The sequence below is a fragment of the Arcanobacterium hippocoleae genome (assembly GCF_031456295.1).
GTDB lineage: Bacteria > Actinomycetota > Actinomycetes > Actinomycetales > Actinomycetaceae > Arcanobacterium_A > Arcanobacterium_A hippocoleae.
Genome location: NZ_JAVDUJ010000001.1, coordinates 436,358 through 460,304 on the forward strand (window position 1 = coordinate 436,358; position 23,947 = coordinate 460,304).

Genomic DNA, 23,947 nt, shown 5'->3' on the forward strand with positions numbered 1-23,947 from the left:
AAACAAGTGGTGAATTTTGACGTGAATACCATTATTTACCGGCTGATAATATTTCCTGCAAACTCTCATCACACCAGTACTGGCTGCCAATGCGGATCTTTTGCCGCCTGAAAGCAAAGCTTGATTTGTGCAGTCGTGACCTTGTCTTCACATATTTCAGGCAGCTCATCTTCGCCGAAGTATTGCGCATCAAGCGTTTCTAGGTTTGGTTTGAATTGCCCGCTCAATTCAGTGCAGAGAACGAAAATTTTCACAATATTATGGATCCACGAATTACTCGAACGGTTATCGCGAATCAACACTGCCAGTAAACGCTCTAAGCGCACATCCACCCCAGCTTCTTCACGCGCCTCCTTGATCGTATTCGTCCCAACAGTTTCATCAACATCTACCCATCCGCCAGGCAAAGACCATAACCCGTTGCTTTCCTTAACGAGCAGCATCTTATCTGCAACTGCGTCATAAACCACTGCCCGCGAATCCAGCTTTGGAGTCTGATATCCGTCTTCATTACAAAACAAGGCTTTTACCGTTTCAAGCGAAATCTCTTCCGCTGCATATGCCGCAAGCATTTCTGCGGAAATCTCACGAATCCGCTCATAGCGCTCACGCTCAAAAGCATTTTGACTATATGCCAGACCAGATTGCGAAAGCGCCTGCAATTCTTTCGCCCAGGAAAGCCACTGTGGTTCAGAAGGATAAAATGCACTACTCATAGCATCCAATCTACCGTCTCAGGCTACTATCTGCGAAGCCTGCTCAATTTTCGCAACAGCAACTGACAGATCTGCACTACCAGAAATTTTCTCCGAAAACTGAATCAAGAAAAGATACACACCGTCTCAACATAATGCGTATTCGGGAAAATATCGACTGCCGTAAAAGAATCTAATTTCCGCCCGGCTGCAAGCATTGCACTCACATCACGCGCCATCGACGCAGCATCACACGAAACAAGCGCAATTTTCTTTGCCTGCGATTTTGCCAATTCTTGCGCAGCATCCACACCAAGCCCAGCACGCGGCGGATCGGCAATCACAAAATCCGCACCAGCCACTAACTTTGCAATATTTTCTGCACGAATATTTACCGCTTCCGCTTTTGCCCACGGCATTGCCCGTAAATTTTCCTGCGCTGAAAGAGTAGCCCGCTGGTCACCTTCATAACTGCGAACGCTGCCACGCTGGCCCACTAAATCTGCACCGATCAATGAAAACAACCCTGATCCAGAATATAAATCAACGAGCCGGTCACCTGGCTGTAATTCAAGCCCGTCAAATACGTGTGCGACCAAAGAATTTGGGGCATTTTCGTGGATCTGCCAAAAACTTCCCGCCGCAATTTTGTATTCATAACTCTTTCCGCGGTACTGCACCACTTCCTTGATTTTTGGATCAACCAGCATTCCTGGCTCGCGATAAGTTTTCCCGTCAATCACTGCAATCACTGGCGAAGCACTCGGCGCCACCAGGCGCATGCGAGTTTTCGGCGGCACATATTTATCCCAAGCCGCCGCAAATAAATCTAATTCATCCAGACGGCGAGTTGCCAGTGGCATCTCCTGCAATGCAATCAGCTGATTTGTACGCAATAAATGCATGCCCACACCAGTGTCTAACTTCAACACATCGATGCGGGTCCGGTAATGCCATCCTTGCGCATCCGGATTCCCGCGCAGCCCTCCATCACGCCCAAACTCAACACTCTCCACCTGCAACATCTGCGCACTAAATTGTGCACTGATCTTGGCACCCGCAATCCTCCGTAACTGATTTGCAAGCATCCGCGACTTCATTTCACGCTGCCCAGAAAGCTTGATATGCCCATAATCGGCAGCACCCGTTGCTTCAACCGCACCCAGCGGCCACGGATGAACAATCCGGTTTGGGGCGCTTTTAATCACTTCCCGCACTATCGCACGGCATAACTTTGCCTGCTGCTTCGTGATTTGCGCAATTACCTTTTCACCAATGATTGCGCCACGTACAAAAACCACCAGATCTTCATAGCGGGCAATAAATTCGCCACCATAAGCAGCATCCACAATATCTAGTTCAACTAACGAACCTACCTCAAGCATGCGACCGCCTTACCTGTACGTGTTTTGCTTTTGAAATCAGTCTTGGGAAATCGTATCAACGAGATAGGGCACTTCCAGAATCATTACACCCGGCTCGCGGCGCAATTGCGAGACTATCCCTGGTGTATAAAGCTTGCCGAAAAGTTGTGAAATTGCATTCATGCCCATCACTCGCGGAAGAATCACTGTTACTGGCTCATGCGGATGCAGAGCCCTGAAAGACTGGATAAACTCAATCACTGGACCGCGCAGCGCACCCGCAGGTGTACCAAGAATCGTCAAGCTTAACGGGATCTCCGCATCGATCCAGTCGTTCCGCAATTGCTTTGTGCGCACTGAATCAATATCTACACAAATTGCCTGGGTCGAAGCAAAACGCATCGCTTTTGCCCAATCTACTGCTTTCAAGGCTGCCTCATTTAACTGCGAAAGCAAAATAACACCATGCACTTTTGTTGGAATTTCGCGATTTGCAAGAAAATCTTCAACATTCAGTGCACGATTCACCCGTCCGCGCCCAAAACTATAGAATCCTAAAACAAGAACCGGGCCAGCAAGCAAAATCAGCGTCCAGAATACCCATTTCACAGAAATAATCAGGAAACTTGCCGAAATTGAAAGCAGCACAAGTGAATATCCGCCAAAGATCCATCGTAATTTCTTCGCATCCTGCCGTTCATCACCGACCAGCGAAGTGCGTAAAATCGCCTGCGAACGGGAGATCATCGCTAAACACGTAAATAGTGCAATGAGATAAGCAGCCAAAATAAAGATCATTGCCAAGGACTGCGCCGTCGAAATAAAGAAGGTCGAGCACCCGCCAAGTATTGCGATCGCAAGCACAATAAATCTGCGCGCATTTACTGAATCTTGGACCCCGAGTTTATTTGGCAGTAAGCCTTCCAACGCCATTTCACGCAAAATACGTGGTAATTGCCAATAGGAACTGAGAGTGAGGGCACTGCCTAAGCACACTAATATCCCAAGCACAAAATACGTGACTCCGCGTGGCAATACCAGCATTGAAATTGCCACAATCGGCATCACATCGAGCTGATACGGATGGAATAAAATTACTGAAATATAGAGTGTCAACGCGATCAGCAAAAGTACCGGGAAAAAGAAACGAATGCTGCGTTTGAGCCGCACCCGGCAATTCTCGGGCGCCACCAGAATCCGCTCGCCAAGCAAAATAATCGTCCCTGCAGGGAGACAAGCTGCCAGGAAAGACTCTACTTGTGCTGCCAAAGAGTAACTCAACTCGCTAGAAGTATCGGGAAAATCAGTTACCTGAGAGCGAAAAACTCCAATTTCTAAGGCTTCAGAAACCAATGCCACGCTGATCACAAAAACAAAGCAAAACGCTGCCAGGCGCGCGATCCAAATAATTGCAGCGGGCGCCCATTTCGGGCAACGAAATAATGTAGGAAGCGCGAAAATAACTACCAGTAATGCTGTGAGCAGCGATTTTGATGCTCCGATGGGAAAAATGAAGCGCAGCGCACCAATAATGATCTCCACACCTAAGACAACCAAAATCGCATACGCCAGAATCTGTGCCGCACCAGTAGCTACGCCAAGCGAGTGTCCGAGATATTCACTGACGATTTTCCGCGACGGTTTGCGTGGCACCACCAGATTTAGTTGGTGAATCACTGCAATCGAAACGGTGAAGATGAAAAATCCAAGAAATCCAGGAAGAAACACAGCGAAACTGGCCTCGATCCCAGCGGTCGGACGAAGTACGATTTGCGGCACGATTGCCACTATTGCAGATAACAAAATCGCTGCAGCAGATATCGCAAAACGAGGATGAAAGTCTTGGTGTTTATAAATTGACACATGAATAGGTTACGCTCTTCCAAAGTTTAAGGTAGCGTTAAATACGTGCATTTCGTCATTATGGGTTGTGGTCGGGTCGGTGCAGCACTTGCATTGGATCTTGGAGAATTTGGCCATTCAGTTGCAATCATTGATAAGAATCCGGACGCTTTCAGACGGCTTCCGGAAAATTTTGCTGGTCAGCGCGTTACTGGAATTGGATTTGATCAAGACGCGCTACGCCAGGCGGGGATCGAAGATGCCGCCGGATTCGCAGCCGTCTCTTCCGGTGATAACTCAAATATCATCGCTGCAAGAGTGGTCCGCGATAACTTCGGCATTGAAAATGTGGTCACGCGTATTTACGATACTTCCCGTGCAAATGTCTACGAACGGCTTGGGATCGCGACCGTCCCCACAGTGAAATGGACTACCGAATCAATGATCCGGAAACTGATCGATTTTGGTCCATACACGATTTTCCAGGATGCAAACTATCAGATCTCGCTCTTTTTAGCTGATTTGCATCACTCATGGTACGGCATTTCATGTGCCGAAATTGAGCGTCTTACCAATGCCCGGATCGCTTATTTAGGCAGAGCAGCGAAAGCCATCATCCCTGAGGCAAATCTCGTGATCCAAGACGGAGACGAACTCTATCTCACCGCGCCCACCAGGCAAGCAACCGCAATTCAACGGATCCTCAACCATCCGCTCACCCAGGAGGCTCGATGAAAGTAATGATTGCCGGTGCAGGCTCTGTGGGACGTTCGATTGCCCAAGAACTCATCCAACGCAAATACTCAATTACATTGATCGATTCCGATCCGCACGCAATGCGTATTGCACGCGTCCCAAAAGCGAACTGGGTGCTGGCTGATGCCTGCGAAGTGGCAACGCTGAAAGATATTGGCCTCGAAAATTTTGATGTGGTAGTAGCCGCTACCGGCGATGATAAAGTAAATCTGGTACTCGGTTTACTTGCCAAAACAGAATTTGGCGTGCCACGCGTAGTAGGGCGAGTAAATAATCCTTCAAACGAATGGCTCTTTAATGATTCTTGGGGTATTGATTTCGCTGTCTCCACGCCAAAAATCATGACAATGGTGATCGATGAAGCCGTCGCTTCTGGGGAACTGATCAAAACAAGCGAATTTGATAATGGGCAATGCGCATTGTATCAGGCTGTTGTCTCTCCCGATTCGATTACGATCGGCAATCGTTTGGTAGATTTACGGCTCCCCGAGCCATTCTTCATTTCCGCCATTGTCCGTGAAGGAGTACCGCTGCCAGCTCAGGGAGCAATCCAGCTAGTAGCGCAAGACCGCTTGATCATCATGGGATATCAGGCCAGTAAAGCTGAAATGGATGAAGTGACGAGACTTTTTGGTCCAGCGCAAACAGAATTAGAAAATTCACCTGTTGCTTCTGCTTAATCAACGCCATCTTTACAATTTAAGCAGTCGGATTCAGCTGCTGAGCAAGCTAACCGGATCTTGCTCCTTGATTTACTGATCATTTGCAGCTGCTGGAGCAGCTTCTTTTGCGGCAGCGCCGAAATTAACCTCTGCCTTTCGTGCAGCATGATATATCAACCATGAGAACCACAAGGCGAGCGCAAAAAGTGGCAGTCCCAGGATCAGTTTGGCAAAACCTAGAATCTGTGTAGCGCGAGCAAAATAAAGCGGTAACTGCACAAGCAGCCGCAGCGCAAATACCCCGACCCAAATCCAGGTGATCTGGTAATAACAACGCCGCAAAGAACTATTGTTTTGACTGCGCCATCCCATCCCGTCATTTTGTAATAATGAGATGAAAACGCCGATTATTGGCCATTTCACGAGCACGGATATTGCAAGTACAAAAAAGTACACTGCATTGAGCAAAATTCCCCAAAGAAAAATATCGCTTGCCTCGCCTGAACGCCACGCGAGAAATACTGAAATTCCCATTGCCAGCAAACCGCCGAGTGCCGGTGTGATTGCAATTCTTTGCAGCAGCCGCACAAAAATGAACACCACGCATACTGCAAGCGCGATAAAGGCAGGGATCAAATGATCTGAAAGCAGCATAAATCCAAGCAAAAATGCAAGCGTCGGGAGAACTGCTTCCACGATCCCGCGAATTCCTCCGACAGCTTCCATCACGTCAAATTGTGATCCGAGAATCAGCGCGACACTGCTATTCGTTGTTTTTTGCGAGTTTGCAATCTTGCTCTCACTAGCGTGCCCACGATCCGGTGTACTTTGTGTATCTGCAGAGACGGCATCTGGAGCGATATTATTTTCGTGATTGCTTGCAAAATTCACAGTAGCTACTTCCTCTTTTTCCGCTTTCAAATTGATCCACTCATTCTACATGCCCGCACCTTGTTGAGATACCTGCCGTGCTGTACACAGATATCATTCAACTAACTATTCGATAGGACGGATTGTATAAAATCCGCATTGCACCTGTTACAACACAGTTTCCTTGCACATACAATGACTGACCAATATCAATTGCACGCAGATTCGTCTGCGATTGGAACACAAGCAGTAATGGCTCTCCGTTGAAGTCGATGGTCACGCGCACAGCTGGGTGCAAACTTTTTCCGGGATACGAAATTGCACGCACTACTCCCACACCATCAATCCAGCGGCTCAAATTATTGTTCAAAATCTTTACTCTTGGCTCAGCTGCGGAAGCTGCAACGGAAGAAGTGAGCGCGGGACCAACGGATCAGCACCCCGATTTACTGCAATATTTTGCAAAATCGCGATCAAGGGCGCTGCTGCCTGCGGATCAGCACCAGCACGCCCATACAAGGTTGCACGCAAGAGCCAGCGCGGCCCATCGATCCCGAGAAAACGATGTGGGGCAAAATTTTGGCTTTCTGCCAATGGCATCATTGCCATTAATTCTTTGCCGAAAGGACCATCGACCTCTTGCGAGGAACCGCCTTGCTGAGCGATCGAAGTGCGCATATCGAGGCGCACCTGATCCCAGATCCCGCGTGACTTCGGAGCGGCGAAAGCTTGCAATTGCAACGCCGAATCTTCCATTAAATAAACCACCCCGAGAATCGTCTCCTGGCGTTCATCCGTTGAAAACTGCAATCTCGTATCGGGAGTCACTGGCAACCACAGCGAGCCTGCCTCCAAGCGATTTCCCGGCCCAGCTAATTCAGCGGCATCAAATGGACCGTCAGCACGTGAAAACTTTTCTGCCACCGGAGCACTTGCATCAGCGGAATCTGCACCATTAGTAGCTGCGAAAGGAGCATCTAATTGCACTTCATTTGTTTGTGCAGACTCAGCCTTACTTTGCTTTTTTCGGGAAAATAAAGCCATAATTCCTCCAAGCTCAAATTCTTATTGCATTTTCCGTTGCCGTAGGGCGAGAATTTGCTCTCGCAAATTCAGCGGATTTCAATTACCCGCCATCATCTTCACAATCTTAGGAAGCACATTCGGAGCAGACCGGCAAACCAGCTTCTTCATACGCCAGCTGCGAACGGTGATGCACTAAGAAACACTGTGAACAGGTAAACTCATCATCCTGCGGTGGGATCACAGCCACAGAAAGTTCTACATTGGATAAGTCAGCACCAGGAAGTTCAAAGCCGTCGGCAGCTTCTGCTTCATCTACATCTACCGCATTGGATTGATTATCCGAACGACGCGAGGCAAGTTCTTCGAGCGAATCTGCCTTCAATTCTTCGTCTTGTTTACGTGGGGAATCATAATCGGTGGCCATTTGGGCTGCCTTTCAGGAAGTGTGTGCCAATTGCGTTTCGCTGTGATCCCAAGCAACAAGTATTGGCAAAACCGAAGGATCACTCCGGCAATGATACATGTTGCAGAAGGCGGAATCCGAGTAAAACGCACTTTCTTGTCCGAAGTCTTTGTATCAAAGCTGCGCAGTTTTTGCAAGAGCAGATTACAGTTTCTTTTCAGCGATTTCATTCACTGTGATCAGAATCAGTGTTGCTGACCGATTTTTTCGTGCAAATCGACTAAAATTCAAACTTGTAAGTGTTTATTTCCAAAAAGCAAGGTCTGCGAGAATGAACACTGGATTTAGTTATTTCACAAAATGTAAATTTCAGCTGGGAGAATTTTCATGATTGAACTTGAGTTTCTAGGTTTAGATGCAAATGGCGAGAAACTTAGTTTCAATGATGCTGACGGTAATCGCTATGAAACTGCAATCACACCCCAGCTCCGGGGTGCGCTCCGGCGCGATATCCCAGTAAAATCGGCAAATGAAGCCGCCGCAGAGTCACATGATGCCCCTTTAACACCCGCCTCACCAAAAGAAATTCAAGCCTATTTCCGGCAAGGAAAAACGATTAGCGAAGTCTCAGAGCTCTGTACATTACCCCCGCTACAGCTATCAAAACTTGCTTCACCAATCATCGCCGAACGAAAATTCATCGCGAATCAAGCACGGCAATTTCAAAAAAATCAAGATTCGGCAGAAATGACGATCGATGAAATCGTCACCTCACGTTTGATTTCCCGCGGCGTAGCGGATGGAGAAATCGAGTGGGATGCAATTCGTCACCCCGGCACTCCGTGGATCCTCCTTGCACGCTATCGCGTAGCGGGAAATGATGTTGAAGCGCGCTGGCAGGTAAATTCAAAGGCACGATTCATTACTCCATTAAATGATGAAGCCACCTGGCTTACGGATACCCCGATCCCAGCTCCCAACGACCCGTGGCGCCCGCTCAACACCCCGCAAGTGAACGAAATCAATGCGGTACGTGGGAATCAAATAGATCCAGATCCTGCTTCGCCTGCTGAAACCGATCGGAATGCATCTGCAGAGATTCAAGTACCAGCACAAAACGACGCATCTGCTACTCCTGCGATCGATATCGACGCAATGCTGGCATCACTTGACGAACAACGCGGCATTTCGCGTCCAGCTCCGTCAATCGATACAGACCCAGCATTTGCTGGCGCACATCCTGCCTATTCAGAGCCAGAAAATGCTACGGACGCACAAATTTTACAATTCCCGACCGCACGTGCTGCAAACTCTGCGCAAAATTTGCAGGAGGCGCAAGGCGACTCTGCACCAGCATCAACACCAAATCAACAAACAGAACAGGCATTGCCAGGATTTGAAAATACAAGAAGCGCTGATTCTCCCCAGAATTCACGTGCAAATGGTGAGAAAGCTAAGAATAAAGCACGGCGCGGTCGCCCGGAGATGCCATCATGGGATGAGATCATCTACGGCTATTCAAAAGATAGTGATTAAACCTGAAATACCCGGCAATCGAAATTTTGCAGCCAAATTCAGAGCTACGCTGGCTTTGCTTTATCTTTGACAGCTTGATGCAATTTTTATCACTAGTTTTGCTGCACTATTTTTCAAGGAGTGTTGGCTGTGAAAGTGCATTAGCGTGCACTGATACTGCCGTCATTCCTTGCATATGATGCTTCCGGCAGAGTACTTCATAAGCCACTTCCCCAGCATCAGTATCACCTACTACCACTTGCGCCCCTTCGCGTACCATCTTGCCGTTGACGGTACGCGCATTATGAGTGGCACGAGCTCCGCACCAACACAAGGCTTCAACCTGAAGCCGTTCAACACGATCAGACAGTTCCAGCATCCGCTGTGATCCAGGAAATAAACGAGTCAAAAAATCTGTGGTGATCCCAAAACCATAGACGTTGATTCCAGCCTCATCAACGATTCGCGCTAATTGATCTACTTGCTCACGACTATAAAACTGCACCTCATCGCAAATAATATAGTCCACCCTGCTTTCGAGGCGCAGCTGGTGGATCACCTTCCAGAAATCCGTCTTGGCTTGAACTTCATAGGCATCCCAAATCAATCCGAGCCGTGAGGATAATTTGCCTTCCCCTGCTCGGTCATTCATCGAGAAAATAATTCCGCGCAGACCACGCTGACGATAGTTATATGCAGTTTGCAGTGCAAGTGTAGATTTTCCACAATCCATTGTGCCCGAATAAAAAACGAGTTCAGCCACTGCTAGCAAACCTCCCAAATCAACGGAATATACATCTCTTGCGCGGTTAAAGAACCGTGTACCCCGATCAATCCAATCGCGCTTGCTGAATGCACTCTTGAGTCTACAAAACCAATACCAGTTTTGGAAAAAACAATCACATCGCCAATCACTTGTGCCGTAAAATCTTTCACCGGCCCGAATAAACCGCTTTCAATCAGCTCATTTTTCGTCAAGATCCAGGCGATATCCGCCAGGCGCTCACGCCACCTTTGCGCTAATTCCTGGGGTTCATCGGTATAAATTTGGAAGGCGCGTTCCTCTCCAGCCACTTGAGAAACTCCTTTCGAAAGGAATGTTTCTTGCGCGATATCGATTTTTTCAGTAGCATCCACCATTCCGTGGTCAGCTGTGAAAATCACCAGCGTTTGTGGCGGCAAAGAACGCAAAAATATGCCAATCTCACGATCCAGATTTTCCAGTTCGTCGATCCATTGATCAGATTGCCACCCGTACTTATGCCCGACCTTATCTAATTCGCCCCAATACACATATGCCATCCGGCACCCTTTTTGAAATTGCGCGGTAGCGGCAGCTAAGCGTGCTTCGAGCGTTTTTGCAGCAATCGCTGGCGCACCGCGAAAAGCAGCTAAACTCAAACCCGAGCCGATATATTCACGCGGCTGAATAATTGCCGTTTGCGCACGTTGTGCTGCGCTTAAACGCTCATATAGTGTTGGCTCGCTTTGCCATTGCGGCGCATTGTATCCCGATCCGTCCCATTTGATGAGGCTGAATGTATTTCCCGTGCGCGGAGAACGCAGGGAATATCCCGCCATTGCATTTTGCCCTGGAAGCATTCCCGTACCAAAAGCAGAAATTCCAGCAGCCGTGGTAGAAGGAACTACAGTTGTTATTTTCGACTCCAAGTTCAGCTGCCGCAAATTCGGCACGTGCCCACGTCTTGCTTGTAACTGCAGTGATCCAAGTCCGTCTACCAGCACTACGCAAACTCGTTGCACGGATGGGAAACCAAGCAAAGCTCGCGCAGCTTCGGCTTCTATCGCAGCTGGATGCTCATTCAATGCAAAATCATCACATGCAGCAAAATCAAATTCGAGTGCACCAAATGCACCCCAGAGTAGATGTGAGAGGTTTGGTGCTTGAGGAAATATTGCAGCTGCCAAATTGTGATCATCTTTTTGCATTTGCTTTCGCTCCTCGCACTTTGCCGACCTCAAATCGATCCATCCTCACATTATTCACTCCAGCCTTCCCATTTTCGCACGCTTTGCTGCCCTTGCCGGTAAAGCGCGCCAAGCGTCAGGAACATCACGGCAGCATCTGGTGCGCCAAGCACGGATATTTACCGATTTTCAGTGATAATTAAGGAATGGCAAAAAGTAAAGACACAGCTGTAAATGAACAAATTATCGATATCGATGTATCGCAGGAAATGCGCAATTCTTTTTTGGAGTATTCCTATTCGGTAATTTACGCACGTGCTTTACCTGATGCGCGTGACGGCTTGAAACCAGTACAGCGGCGGATTTTATTTCAAATGGATCAGATGGGCTTACGTCCAGATAAAGGGCACGTAAAATCTTCCCGTGTGATCGGCGATGTAATGGGGCGCTTGCACCCACATGGTGATGCAGCAATTTATGATGCAATGGTGCGTCTTGCGCAAGATTTTACATTGCGTTTGCCAATGGTTGACGGCCACGGAAATTTTGGTTCGCTCGACGACGGGCCAGCTGCACCAAGGTACACTGAAGTCCGGATGGCTCCGCCAGCTCTTGCAATGACGGCTTCGCTCAACGAAGATGTAGTCGATATGGTGCCAAATTACGATAACACCATGCTGCAGCCAGAAGTATTGCCTGCTGCCATCCCAAACCTACTTGTAAACGGATCTGCTGGGATCGCCGTTGGGATGGCTACAAATATGGCGCCGCATAATCTGGGTGAAGTAATTTCTGGAGCACGCCATTTATTGGCGCATCCTGAAGCCACACTCGAAGAAATAATGCGTTTTATTCCAGGGCCTGATTTACCTGAGGGCGGCAAAATCGTTGGGTTAGACGGGATCAAACAGGCTTATGAAACTGGTCGAGGAGTATTTAAGACCCGTGCAACAGCGCGGATTGAAAATATCACAGCGCGGAAAAAGGGAATTATTTTTACTGAACTGCCCTATCTCACAGGTCCGGAAAAAATTATTGAAAAAATTAAAGATGGAGTGCAGTCAAAGAAATTACAAGGCATTTCCGGAGTGCAAAATCTCACTGATCGGCATCATGGGATGCGGCTAGTAGTGGAAGTAAAAAATGCTTTCCATCCAGAAGCTGTATTAGCTGCGCTCTATAAGCACACACCGCTGGAAGAATCTTTTGGGATTAATAACGTTGCACTTGTAGCTGGCCAACCCCGCACATTGGGATTGCTTGAGTTGCTCCGTGTTTATCTTGATCATCGCTTGAGTGTGACGAAGCGTCGCTGTGAATTTCGGCTGCACAAGGCACTCGACCGGCTGCACCTGGTAGAAGGTTTGCTGATTGCAATTGCCGATATTGACGAAATAATTCAACTGATCCGCACTTCTGAAGATGCCACAACGGCATGCCAGCGTTTAATGAATGTTTTCAATTTGAGTCAATTGCAGGCTGAATATATTCTCGAACTGCGCTTACGGCGCCTGACGAAATTTTCTCAAATCGAACTTAGCGCTGAACGAGATGAACTGCGCACAAAAATTGCTGAGCTGGAAAAAATCCTCGGTTCAGAAGATGAACTGAAACAAGTGGTTTCACTGGAAATGCAGGAAATAGCTGACGAGTTTGGCACACCGCGCCGCACGATCCTTTTGGAAACTGACGGTAGCAGCAATCAAATTGCTGCGGAGCAGGATCTGCAGTTGAAAGTTTCGGATGATCCCTGCCATGTACTTTTCTCTGCTTCTGGATTAGTGGCACGAATCGTTGGCAGTACACCAATTTCTTTTGAAGGTCCGCGGACGAAGCATGATGCGATCGCTGGCTGTATCGCTACTTCCAATCTTTCCACTATCGGCGTGCTCACTGCCAATGGTGAGGTACATCATTTAAGAGTAGTTGATGTGCCCGCAATTCCGGGAACTGAACATGCACCGAGCCTTTCCGCAGGAAATTCATTGCATGAAATCCTGATGCTCGAAAAATCCGAAAAAATCGTAAATATCATTCCGCTGCCCGCTTCCCCAGATCCGGTAGCGCATGGGGATCCCGCCACGGATTCTGGCACAAATATTTTGCCTCCTTTAACCATTGCTACGAAACAGGGCAAAGTGAAGCGAGTAGTGCCAGATTATCCGAATCGTGCACCATTTGAAGTGATCAAATTAGCTCCTGGCGATGAAATCGTGAATGCCACGGTAGCTGATGATGATTCACAACTGGTCTTCATTACTTCTGACGCCCAATTACTCCGTTTCCCGGCAACTAGTGTGCGTCCGCAAGGGCGCAGTGGGCAAGGTATTGCGGGAATCAGATTGAATGATGGAGCAAGTGTGATCGCTTTCGGAGCCGTGCCAAGCGATGATTTAGCTGCGCAATTAGTGGTCACTATTGCCAGTTCTGCAGATGCAATTCCAGGTACACAGCCTGGATCTGCAAAAGTCACTCCGCTTGATCGTTTCCCGGCAAAAGGACGAGCTACAGGTGGCGTGCGGGCGCAGCGTTTCTTGCGTGGCGAAGATGAGCTGACGATTGCGTGGGTTGGGCAAGCTCCAGCTCGTGCGATTTCCACAAGTGGCGCACCAGTTGAATTACCTGAAGTTGATGAACGCCGCGATGCTTCTGGCACACGTGTAACTGGGATGATCACTGGAATTGGCTGATTTGAAAGAAGCTTTCGCCGGAATTTGATCCTTTGCTTGGCCTGCTTACAATCGCTGATCATAGATCATAGCTTGCGCTGATTGTATCAGGTGCAGGCTGGATCAATTCTTCACTTCACAACGTACTACCTTCGTCCGAGCTACCGGCGAGAACCCAAGGTCTCGCAGAATTTGATTGATTTCTTTTTCGCTGCCATCAGCTTTTTGGATCAAATCAACACCTGCAAGATCCATCCCATCCGCACTGAACTGCGCCAATGCAGTAGTAAACATGGCGGTTTCGATGCCGCGTCCGCTCCATTTTTCAAAAACAGCTAATTCTTCGAGATAGGCTTCTTCACTGATTTCCATCTCACTACTCAGATTAAATCTTGAGCACAGCAAATACCCGGCAAGCTCAGGGCGATCGCCAAATAAATCAACTGCGATGAAACACCAACGCGGCTCAAAACCGAGTTCAGTATAATCATTAAAAGTGATTGCCTTCTCCTGCTGTGCCAAAGTGAGATTTCTTTGTTTATTGCGCGCATCGAATACCGCATCAAGATATTCTGCTGGAAGTTGCTTAATTTCAATGAAAGACGGAATGGTAGTATCTGCGTTCAATGCTGGCAGCTTTAACTGTGCCTGGATGAAAGTGTAATCATGCACGAAGTTAGTGGCACTGACGAGTTGCGCAAAATCTTGCTGCCGCTCATCGATAAACATTTTCATCGTGTACTGCTCCAGCTCCAGTTCCACCCCGAGATGATGCGCCAGATCAATTTGTAATGTAAGCAGTTCAGCACCAATTCCTTGCCTGCGCCATTGTGGATGTACACCACCTGAAATTGTGATCACTGACTCGCCAAGCACAGTATCTGCACGTGCAAAGCCAAAAGCAATTAATTCGTTAGTCTGAAGTGATCTTGCACCTTGTGCTTTCCATGGCATTACCGTACTGAAATATGATTCTACTTCTTGCCGTGCGGTCCGAATCGGTGCCTGGTCTGCGGCTTCAACAGCAGCTATGAGTGTGCTTACTTCGCCAATACATGCTGGCGTTAAAAACTCCCAATACCATTGTTGATGATTCATGTTCTTCATCTTAATATAGAAAAAGGGTTGTCTGGGAATCTTTCCCAGACAACCCTTTTTACGAGTTGCTATTTCTTGATTACTGTCTGTGCATTATGCAGTAACTTGCGAAATTACTTCACCCAGCCAATATGCTCCCATGGCTTCTTTGCAAATCCCATTGCGCCCAAATTAGCTAAGCCGTCTTTTGCCGCCCGCACATCTGGACCATTGAACACTGGCATAATCCCGTGGAGCTTGAAAGCTTCAACTTCGAGCTTGTTTGCAGCAGCGATCTGTTCTTTTGGATCAGCGACCTTCTTCAATTCTGCAATCTTCTGATCAAATTCTGGAGTACCAGTACCGGAAAGATTGAGTCCAGAATCAGATGCGTAAATCTGATCGAAGTATGCTACACCAAATGGATCTGAGGATCTAAAGCTCATCATGAAAGCATCAAATTCCTTCTTGGTATACACCTGGGAGAATTCATTTGAAGGACGTTCTTTGATTTGGAAGTCCACACCGATTTGCTTCATCATCTGCTGCAATGCTTTTGCAATTGATTTGCTTACTTCAGCATCGCCGATAACTGGGTAAACCAGTGAAAGCTTCTTGCCATCCTTTTCACGGATGCCATCTTCGCCTGCTTTCCAGCCAGCTTCATCAAGAAGTTTCTTTGCACCTTCCGCGTCAAACTTTACACTCTTTGCGAAATTATCTTCATAGCCCGGCTGTGAACCAAAGAGCAGGAATGAACCTGGAAGTTCTTCGGTGTAAGGAATACCATCAAAGCGAATCTTTGAAATCTGTGCACGATCAATACCGCCCATGATTGCTTCGCGAACCTTTACATCTTTCAGTGCTTCAGACTCAGAATTAAGCATCAGCAAGGAATTGTTTGGAATCATTGCCGTGTAAATCTTGATGTCTTTCATTTCTTTCACAGCAGCATACGTTTCTTTCGTTGCGGCAGAAACGTAATCAATTTCGCCGTTCTTGAATGCGTTAATTGCAGCCTTTGTCTCCATCTGACGGTAGGTGATGGTATCAAGCTTTGCTTTATCTCCCCACCACTTTTCATTTGGCTCGAAAGAAACCACACCTTGATTGAAGTCAACTTCCTTCACCTTGTATGGGCCAGCACCCCATTCTGGGTGCAGCGTCTTCAAATAGCCATTTGCGTATACGTCTGCGTCAACAAGATGCGGATTTGCCCACATATTAAACAGACCCTGCCACCACGCATAAATGCCATCAAAGGTCACAACTGCCTGATCAGCGTTGGCGCCCTGCTCCACAGACTTAATCTGGTCGTATCCATCTGTACCGCCCGCAGGGTACTTATCTGGTTCCTTACCTGAATTGATCGTCCAAGTATCGCGGAATACAGTCCAGTCAATATCGGTGCCGTCGTTCCACTTTGCCTTTTCGTTAATATCGAAAGTAACGACGGTATTGCCGTCCTTTTCTTCTGCTTTCACATTGGTCAAATATGCAGGATTTGCATACCATTCACCCTTGTCATCGAAGAGCGCCACTTGTGGATTATAGAGGTACCAGACATCAGTCGTGTACCCACTACCGTCTTGATGGAATGGATTTTGTTGTGGACTAAGTTCAACCAAAGGCAACGTAAGGGTACCGCCGTCCTTCAAGTCTTCATACTTTGCCTTGGTGTAATCTACACCTTTTACTTCAACCTGTTTCCCTGATTTCTCAGCAGAGCCAGAAGACGTAACATTCTTTCCGCCGCATGCACTTAGTGCGAGCATTGCTGCTGCGCTAAGAGCGACGAAAGCTTTTGCTGATTTACGCATTCGTTTCTCCTTTGTTCGTTGTGTGTATCTGATAGTTTAAGTAGTATATCTTTACCGATGATGACATGCATATGCATGATCATGATTTGGACGCACCTGCAAAAGCGGCGTCTGATGATCGCACTTCTCCTTAGCATCGCCATCAAAAGACTTGTAGAGCGGGCAGCGCGATTTAAACCTGCAGCCTGGCTCATTTGAAGTCGGCGAAGGCAAATCCCCCTCCAGCGTCAGCCGTTCACGATTCCGTTCAACTTCTGGATCTGGAATCGGAATTGCGGAAAGCAGCGCCTGCGTATATGGATGCACCGGATCTTCAAAGATTGCATCAGTATCACCTACTTCTACAAACTTCCCCAAATACATCACCGCAGCACGATCTGAAATATGCCGAATCACCGATAAATCGTGTGCGACGAAAAGATAGGAAATCCCAAGCGTATTCTTTAACTCATCAAGCAAATTGATCATGCCCGCTTGAATCGATACATCAAGTGCAGATACTGGCTCATCCAATACAATTACTTTCGGATTCGTAGCAAGCGCACGTGCCAAGCCAATTCGCTGCCGCTGCCCGCCAGAAAATGCTCCTGGAAAACGATCGATATGCTTTGGATCAAGACCAACCAAAGCCATCAATTCCTGCACTCGCTCACGCAAGCCTTCTTTTTGTCCAAAAGCAGTCAATGGTTCCTGAATAATTTCTTTCACTGTAAGACGCGGATCAAGGGCACCCATTGGATCTTGAAATACCATCTGAATATCCTTGCGCATATTCCGCCGATCGCGCTTGCTCAAAGTGGAAACATTTTCCCCATTCAAGACCACCACACCATCAGTAACGTGCGCACCAAGATCCATAATTTCGAGCAAAGTAGTGGACTTACCACAGCCAGATTCACCAACGATCGCGAGACATTCGCCTTCCTTCAAATCGAAGGAGATATCATTGACCGCATATACGCTTCCCACACGACGCTTCAGCAAAGCGCCCTTGATCAGCGGGAAGGTCTTTACAAGATTCTGCACTTCAAGCACGGTCTGGCGTTCCTCACGCGGAACATCCTTGAATTTCGCCTCAGAAAGTGTTGGCACTGGGAAAATATCTTTTCCAGCGATCTTTCCATTGTGAATTTGCCCAGCAAGTACGCAAGCTGATTGATGCGCTGCATCTGAAACATATTCAGCAGCCACATCAACAAGTGGTGGCTCACCCAGCCGGCATTTCGCTGTAGCCACCGGGCAACGGGAAATGAATGGGCACTCATCAGCTAGATCAATGACGATTGGCGGGTTCCCCTCAATCGGCACCAGAGCTTCATGCTCGCGTTGATTCACCTTCGGGATCGAACCAAGCAAACCAACCGAATAGGGATGCCGCGGAGCAGCAAAAAGCTCATAGATCGGAGCTTGCTCAACTGGTTTGCCAGCATACATCACGAGTACTTCATCGGCGCTACCTGCCACCACACCCATATCGTGGGTGATCATGATTACGGCTGCACCAGTTTCGCGCTGTGCCGTCTTGATCACATCTAAAATCTGAGCCTGAATTGTGACATCGAGTGCAGTAGTTGGCTCATCACAAATCAATACTTTTGGATTATTTGCAATTGCAATCGCAATCACCACACGTTGCCGCATTCCACCGGAGAATTCGTGCGGAAAGGATTTTACCCGCTCTTTCGCATTCGGGATCCCGACTATCTCCAGTAATTCCACAGCACGCTTCCAGGCATCTTCTTTTGAAATATCATTATGAATCTGCAAAGCTTCCACGATTTGTGTGCCAACATCAAAAACTGGAGTGAGCGCGGAAAGCGGATCCTGGAAAATCATCCCGATCCCAGCTCCGCGAAGTTTCGCCATCTGCGCATCCGTCATCCCAACGAGCTCTTCGCCAGCAAATTTTACCGAACCGCTCACAGCTGCATACTCTGGAAGCAAGCCCATAATTGCCAATGAAGTAACGGATTTTCCTGAGCCTGATTCGCCCACGATCCCAAGCGTCTTGCCTGGTTCGAGGTCAAATGAGACACCACGGACCGCATCTACTCTCCCGGCTTCAGATGGAAAAGATACTTGTAAATCTCGCACAGAAAGAATTGGTTTCATGCTCTACCTCCCGCAGCAGAGTTTGGATCAAGGGCATCACGTAAGCCATCAGAAATAAGTGCCATCGATACTGTCAAAAGTGTCAAAATACCAGCTGGAAATAGGAATAACCACGGCTGAGATTCGAGTGAATTCACACCAGCGCTGAGCAATGTACCAAGAGAAACATCTGGGATCTTCACGCCCAACCCGAGGAATGATAAACCAGTTTCACTCATGACGGTCGAAACTACGCCAAGCGTCAGATTAATGACGAGCAGCGAACCAATATTTGGGATCATATGCCGCAGCACGATTTTGAAACCCGGCACTCCCATAAAACGTGCGGCAGTAACGTATTCACGCTCCCGCACAGAGATTGCAAGCGACCAAATCACGCGAGCTTGGTACATCCAGCCAAAGGCAATCAATGCCACAATTAAAATCTTCCAATCTCCACCATAGGAAGAAACAACCAATGCGAGAATCAGGAAAGAAGGAATCACTAACAGAAAGTGGATCACCGTGAGCATTGCTTTTTCCACTTTTCCGCCAAGGAATGCGGTTACACAACCAACGATAGCGGATATCAGTACCGTTGCGAAGGAAACTGAAACAGCGATAATGATCGAACGCCCCAGCCCGTGCATTGACATTGCGAATAAATCGCCGCCATCGCCATTGGTACCAAACCAGTGAATCGCATTTGGCGGCTCAGACAAAGCTGCAAAATCGAGAAAATCATATGAGAATCTGGCAATTATTGGCCCGACGATCGCCGCAAGTACCAAAATCGCAAATACGATCAGCCCTACAACGGCAGCCTTGTTCCGGAAGAAACGCTTCCGATAAAGCGTTAGCTTCGAGAGTTCCTGCTCAGCTGCCACATCATTTTCCTCACGCAATTCTTCATTCGTTGGAAGTACGTATGCCTGTGGGGATTGTGTCTCGCACGAAGAATTAGCATTGATATCGGAAGTAGTCGTGCGGCTTTCAAAGTTATTTGACATCTTTTTAGCTCACTCTCACTCGCGGATCAAGATAGACAACAAGGAAATCGGCAAGGATTGCGCCAATTGCAGTAGTTAATGCGCCAAAAGCTGCCACAGCTACCACGCCGTGCACATCATTTGCTGCGAGAGTTTTGATAAAGTACTCACCCATTCCATGCCAGTTAAAAATTGTTTCTGTCAGCACTGCACCGGTGAAGATGCCTGGAATCGAGAAAGCTACGGAAGTAGCAACTGGGATCACCGAAGTGCGCAAGGCATGCCGGCGAATTGCCTGCGAACGAGTCAAACCTTTCGCACGTGCAGTACGCACATAATCAGCTTCGATATTGTCCAATAGGAGTGAACGCTGCATGAAATAATACCCAGCAAAGGAAGTTGCAACGAGCGCGATCGTCGGCAATGTTAAATGCTGCAGGATATCAACCATCCGCGGCCAGAATCCTTCCACATCAAGCGAAGCAGCTCCCGTCACATAGAGCAGCCGCACTCCTGCCGCGTTATTGATCCACAGCGCCAGCAGCACTACCAGCATTCCAGCTACCACGATATGTAAGTTCAAAGCGAAAATTGCAATCCCTTGGACCACGCGATCCCAACCTGAATATTGCCGACCAGCAGTGAATACACCCAGAGCTATCCCAATGAGCACCGCAATAATCGTTGCACCCAAAAGTAACTGCGCAGAAACCCAGATCCGGTATGAAATTTCTTCACCAACTGGAGTTCCGAGCGGTGCATAACCCCAATCCCAATTTGTCACAATTCCGGTGATCCACCGCCACCAGCGGACAAAAATATTCTCTTCCGGATTCAAATTCAGTGGCTGAAGCGTGGAAAGAATCTGTTCACGCGGCAATGGAGGCCGTCGCCCAACATACGTTGAGGTTGGATCAAGAAAGTAATTTGCCAAGAAATAAGTGATATTCGTGGCGAGAAATATCGTCACGAACCACGAAATCGCTTTCTTCGCTAAGTAACGAACCATTGGTTCTCCTTGGATACAAGATCTGCGACGCAGAATCCCGTACCAAATGATCGAGGACTGCCAAGTATCGATATTTCTCACTCAACATTCCGTGGACATTGTCTTATTGCAGTAAATCTTTATGCCAATGAATTAAAATGCATTCATTACCCATTTTCAGCAGCTATTGAAAGCGCATGAATTGGATTTTATTGTGCAACGGTGTGGATAAAGAGTTACAAGTTGTTGATATTCTATTACATAGATGGTCATTTCTTTGCCTCAAAAGGCGAATAATATACTAAGTATAGAGATACTTCACATATTCTCTGATTCAAAACCACCTCTAAAATAAGTAAAGAAATAGTAAATCTGAAATGAGATTTAGAAACTATTTCATTACTTAAATCGCTTTTTCTGTATTTTCCGCAAAGTTTTATTATTTATTTACTTTTTAGATGATTGCGCAAAAAGAAAATAGCACCCATATTTACTTATAGTAAAACATAGGCATGGATAAATATACAAGCTCTTCTGTGTTCGCCACGCTCCGAAAATATCAAATAATCAGATAATCCTTCACGCCCGATTGGAATCATCTTTAACTCTTAGGCATCAATCTGCTCACGCGAAATTGAAGCAGCCCCAGCAATAATGAAATCTTTACGCGGTGCAACCTCAGACCCCATCAACAACTCAAAAGTTTGCTCCGCATCCCGCAATGCAGCCTCATCCGACATTGCGATCCGCCGCAATGTCCGCCGTGAGGGGTCCATCGTAGTTTCTGCCAACTGATCAGCGTCCATTTCGCCCAAACCTTTATAACGCTGGATTGGCTCTTTATACGTGCGACCTTGCCGAGCCAATTTCGCAAGCACCTGATGCAGCTCCGCATCCGAGTAAGTATAAATATATTCACGCTTTGCTTTACCTTTGCCCAGCACTTCAACGCGATGCAACGGAGGCACAGCAGCATAGACTCGCCCAGCTTCCACAAGCGGACGCATATATCGGAAAAACAATGTAAGTAAGAGAGTCCGAATATGTGCTCCATCAACATCAGCATCCGTCATAAAAATGACCTTGCCATAACGTGCACTATCGAGATCGAAGGTCCGCCCAGAACCAGCACCGATTACTTGAATAATTGACGAAACTTCCTGATTCTTCAAAATATCGGCTGCTGAAGCCTTCTGCACATTCAAAATTTTTCCACGAATCGGTAATAACGCCTGGAATTCTGAAGAACGAGCAAGCTTTGCAGTACCGAGTGCAGAATCGCCCTCAACAATAAAAAGTTCCGATTTTGCAATATCATCTGAACGGCAATCTGCCAGTTTTGCAGGTAATGTCGATGCTTCTAGCGCATTCTTCCGGCGTGAAATCTCTTTCTGCGTTCGCGCAGCAATTCGCGCCCGCATTTCAGCCACAATCTTTTCAAGCAACCGCGCATTCTCTGTTTTTTGATCACGCTTTTTCGAATTCAGAATTTCTGTCACCTGTGCATCGACAATTTTCGCTACGATTTGGCGAATCGGTGCTGTACCAAGAATTTCTTTCGTCTGGCCTTCAAATTGCGGTTCTGGAAATTTTACCGTTACGACGGCAGTAAGCCCGGCAAGCACGTCGTCTTTCTCGATTTTCGCATCGCGTGCAGTTACTTTCAATTGCCGTGATTTCGCTTCGATCTGTGCACGAATTGCTTTTACCAGCCCGTTTTCAAATCCTTGTAAATGTGTACCGCCCTTTGGTGTAGCAATGATATTTACGTAAGATTGCTCGATCTTCTCATACCCAGTACCCCATCTGAGTGCAATATCAACTATGCATTCACGTTCAACTTCCTGTGGCGTCAAATGCCCGGTATTTTTATCCAGAGTTTGCACTATTTCCGTGAAAGTATCTGAACCGTGGATCTGCATCACGCCTGTGACTGCCGGATCTTGCGCCAGAAAATCTACAAAATCAACTACTCCCCCTGCGTAACAAAATACTTCTAGCTGCCCTTCATTGCCGTTAGCTGCAATTTCAGTTTCGTCTCTGGAGCGTCCTTGAGCTTGCATCCGTTGATCGCGCAAGTGAATCTTCAACCCCGGAATCAGGAATGCTTTTTCGCGCACACGCTCACGCAATTCAGAAAAACTAAATTGCGCATCAATCGGGAAAATCTGCGGATCTGCCCAGTAACGCACACGTGTACCAGTGATCTTTTTTGCAACCTTGCCGATCACTCGCAGCTGTGATTCTTCCACAAATGGCTGAAAAGGCGAATCTGGCGAAATCGTACCCGGTTTATCTTGAAAAATACCCGGTTCACCGCGACGAAATGACATCGCCCAAGTTTTCCCGTCACGGTTTACTGCAACTTCCAAACGCGCCGAAAGCGCATTCACTACAGAAGCACCCACACCATGCAAACCACCGGATGCGGAATAAGAACCGCCACCAAATTTGCCGCCCGCATGGAGCTTCGTATACACCACTTCCACGCCTGAAGCGCCAGTACCAGGCACTTCATCGACTGGGATCCCACGCCCATCATCTTGCACTTCTACTGATCCGTCAGCATGTAAGGTCACGAAAATCTCACTTGCGTAACCTTCGATCGCTTCATCAACGGCATTGTCAATAATTTCCCATGCGCAATGCATCAAGCCCCGCGAATCGGTAGAGCCGATATACATTCCAGGGCGCTTTCTAACGGCTTCCAAACCTTCCAAAACTGAAAGGTGCCGTGCGGTATAAGCTTCTTTTACTTGAGTCTCAGTCACTTTGCAATAGTATCTATTTCGATTCTCGATCCGCTAAACGGCACACGCTAGAAAAGTCACATCGCGACTCAAATGAGCCGCGATGTATTTACTGGCACAAATCAGGATGGATCATAGATCTCAAATATCGTCACTTATTTTTCCCAGAGATGTGCTCACAATTCTGCAAGATCGAATTTTTTATGCTTGTATCCGATAAGTTTCGTCAAGCACTGAAGTGGCAAGTTGGGAAATTTTCTCCTGATATTTTTTCGCATGATGCGCGCAAAATAGCAGTACCCCAAATGGCATCTGCGCCCGCACATATGCTTGTGCACCGCACGCATCACAGCGATCTAGCGTAGTGAGCTTATATGTATCTTGATTTGATGATTCCAAAAACTCTTCGTGCTTTTCATTCATACTTAAATATAATCACAATAATCGAAAAATTTTTCCTTTGATTTTCATACTTTCGCGAACGACGAAACCGCACGGATG

The 23,947-nt window shown here is 47.4% G+C and carries 20 protein-coding genes; 4 read left to right on the plus strand and 16 right to left on the minus strand.

All coding sequences use genetic code 11. The annotated features are described in order from the left end of the window. Window positions 1-68 precede the first annotated feature (68 nt). From J2S36_RS01935 to J2S36_RS01945, 3 genes are all read right to left on the minus strand, one after another. The gene (locus J2S36_RS01935) at window positions 69-716 is read right to left on the minus strand and encodes an NUDIX hydrolase N-terminal domain-containing protein (protein ID WP_309954988.1); all 648 of its coding nucleotides are present in this window, start codon (window positions 714-716) and stop codon (window positions 69-71) included. Between the two features lie 104 nt (window positions 717-820). Beyond that, window positions 821-2,080, minus strand: a complete 1,260-nt coding sequence (locus tag J2S36_RS01940) for a class I SAM-dependent RNA methyltransferase (protein ID WP_309954990.1) — start codon at window positions 2,078-2,080, stop codon at window positions 821-823. 36 nt (window positions 2,081-2,116) lie between these two features. Further along, window positions 2,117-3,922 carry an APC family permease gene (locus J2S36_RS01945; RefSeq protein WP_309954992.1) on the minus strand — a complete coding sequence of 602 codons (1,806 nt, stop codon included), beginning with the start codon at window positions 3,920-3,922 and terminating at the stop codon, window positions 2,117-2,119. 45 nt (window positions 3,923-3,967) lie between these two features. Between J2S36_RS01945 and J2S36_RS01950 the strand changes: the two genes are divergently transcribed. Both J2S36_RS01950 and J2S36_RS01955 read left to right on the plus strand, forming a co-directional pair. After that, window positions 3,968-4,636: a potassium channel family protein gene (locus J2S36_RS01950; protein ID WP_309954994.1), complete on the plus strand. Its 669-nt coding sequence runs from the start codon at window positions 3,968-3,970 to the stop codon at window positions 4,634-4,636. Then, a complete protein-coding gene (locus J2S36_RS01955) occupies window positions 4,633-5,337 on the plus strand; it encodes a potassium channel family protein (protein WP_309954996.1) in 705 nt (234 codons plus the stop codon). Before J2S36_RS01950 ends, J2S36_RS01955 begins: the two co-directional genes overlap by 4 nt. A gap of 72 nt (window positions 5,338-5,409) precedes the next feature. On the opposite strand, the gene J2S36_RS01960 is transcribed toward J2S36_RS01955, so the two are convergent. The 4 genes from J2S36_RS01960 to J2S36_RS01975 all read right to left on the minus strand — a co-directional run bounded on the left by J2S36_RS01960 (window position 5,410) and on the right by J2S36_RS01975 (window position 7,639). Then, entirely contained in the window at window positions 5,410-6,240 is an 831-nt protein-coding gene (locus tag J2S36_RS01960) for a DUF3159 domain-containing protein (protein ID WP_309954998.1), read from the minus strand. Between the two features lie 67 nt (window positions 6,241-6,307). Beyond that, window positions 6,308-6,559: a hypothetical protein gene (locus tag J2S36_RS01965; protein WP_309955000.1), complete on the minus strand. Its 252-nt coding sequence runs from the start codon at window positions 6,557-6,559 to the stop codon at window positions 6,308-6,310. A 5-nt stretch (window positions 6,560-6,564) separates the two neighbouring features. Further along, window positions 6,565-7,233, minus strand: coding sequence for a DUF3710 domain-containing protein (locus J2S36_RS01970; protein WP_309955002.1), 669 nt, complete (start codon window positions 7,231-7,233; stop codon window positions 6,565-6,567). A 106-nt stretch (window positions 7,234-7,339) separates the two neighbouring features. Continuing rightward, window positions 7,340-7,639, minus strand: a complete 300-nt coding sequence (locus J2S36_RS01975; RefSeq protein ID WP_309955004.1) for a DUF4193 domain-containing protein — start codon at window positions 7,637-7,639, stop codon at window positions 7,340-7,342. Window positions 7,640-8,005: 366 nt separating this feature from the next. Between J2S36_RS01975 and sepH the strand changes: the two genes are divergently transcribed. Then, window positions 8,006-9,154 (plus strand): septation protein SepH, encoded by a 1,149-nt coding sequence (sepH, locus tag J2S36_RS01980; RefSeq protein WP_309955006.1) that lies wholly within the window; start codon window positions 8,006-8,008, stop codon window positions 9,152-9,154. A 106-nt stretch (window positions 9,155-9,260) separates the two neighbouring features. On the opposite strand, the gene J2S36_RS01985 is transcribed toward sepH, so the two are convergent. Further along, window positions 9,261-9,896 (minus strand): thymidine kinase, encoded by a 636-nt coding sequence (locus J2S36_RS01985; RefSeq protein ID WP_309955008.1) that lies wholly within the window; start codon window positions 9,894-9,896, stop codon window positions 9,261-9,263. Window positions 9,897-9,898: 2 nt separating this feature from the next. Then, window positions 9,899-11,083, minus strand: a complete 1,185-nt coding sequence (locus J2S36_RS01990; RefSeq protein ID WP_309955010.1) for an alkaline phosphatase family protein — start codon at window positions 11,081-11,083, stop codon at window positions 9,899-9,901. Between the two features lie 185 nt (window positions 11,084-11,268). On the opposite strand from J2S36_RS01990, the gene J2S36_RS01995 reads away from it, so the two are divergent. Further along, window positions 11,269-13,752, plus strand: coding sequence for a DNA gyrase/topoisomerase IV subunit A (locus tag J2S36_RS01995; RefSeq protein WP_309955012.1), 2,484 nt, complete (start codon window positions 11,269-11,271; stop codon window positions 13,750-13,752). Between the two features lie 102 nt (window positions 13,753-13,854). Here J2S36_RS01995 and J2S36_RS02000 read toward each other — a convergent pair whose 3' ends face one another. From J2S36_RS02000 to J2S36_RS02030, 7 genes are all read right to left on the minus strand, one after another. Continuing rightward, complete coding sequence (locus tag J2S36_RS02000) at window positions 13,855-14,829, minus strand: N-acetyltransferase (protein WP_309955014.1); 975 nt, start codon at window positions 14,827-14,829, stop codon at window positions 13,855-13,857. A gap of 113 nt (window positions 14,830-14,942) precedes the next feature. Then, on the minus strand, window positions 14,943-16,628 hold the full coding sequence (locus J2S36_RS02005; RefSeq protein WP_309955015.1) for an ABC transporter family substrate-binding protein: 1,686 nt from the start codon (window positions 16,626-16,628) through the stop codon (window positions 14,943-14,945). A gap of 51 nt (window positions 16,629-16,679) precedes the next feature. Continuing rightward, entirely contained in the window at window positions 16,680-18,740 is a 2,061-nt protein-coding gene (locus J2S36_RS02010) for an ABC transporter ATP-binding protein (RefSeq protein WP_309955019.1), read from the minus strand. Further along, window positions 18,737-19,729, minus strand: coding sequence for an ABC transporter permease (locus J2S36_RS02015; protein ID WP_309955021.1), 993 nt, complete (start codon window positions 19,727-19,729; stop codon window positions 18,737-18,739). The genes J2S36_RS02010 and J2S36_RS02015 overlap by 4 nt, the downstream gene beginning before the upstream one ends. A 4-nt stretch (window positions 19,730-19,733) precedes the next feature. Further along, window positions 19,734-20,717 (minus strand): ABC transporter permease, encoded by a 984-nt coding sequence (locus J2S36_RS02020; protein ID WP_309955023.1) that lies wholly within the window; start codon window positions 20,715-20,717, stop codon window positions 19,734-19,736. 587 nt (window positions 20,718-21,304) lie between these two features. Beyond that, on the minus strand, window positions 21,305-23,467 hold the full coding sequence (locus tag J2S36_RS02025; protein WP_309955025.1) for a DNA gyrase/topoisomerase IV subunit B: 2,163 nt from the start codon (window positions 23,465-23,467) through the stop codon (window positions 21,305-21,307). 180 nt (window positions 23,468-23,647) lie between these two features. Then, window positions 23,648-23,869 (minus strand): DUF7455 domain-containing protein, encoded by a 222-nt coding sequence (locus J2S36_RS02030; protein WP_309955028.1) that lies wholly within the window; start codon window positions 23,867-23,869, stop codon window positions 23,648-23,650. Window positions 23,870-23,947 lie beyond the last annotated feature (78 nt).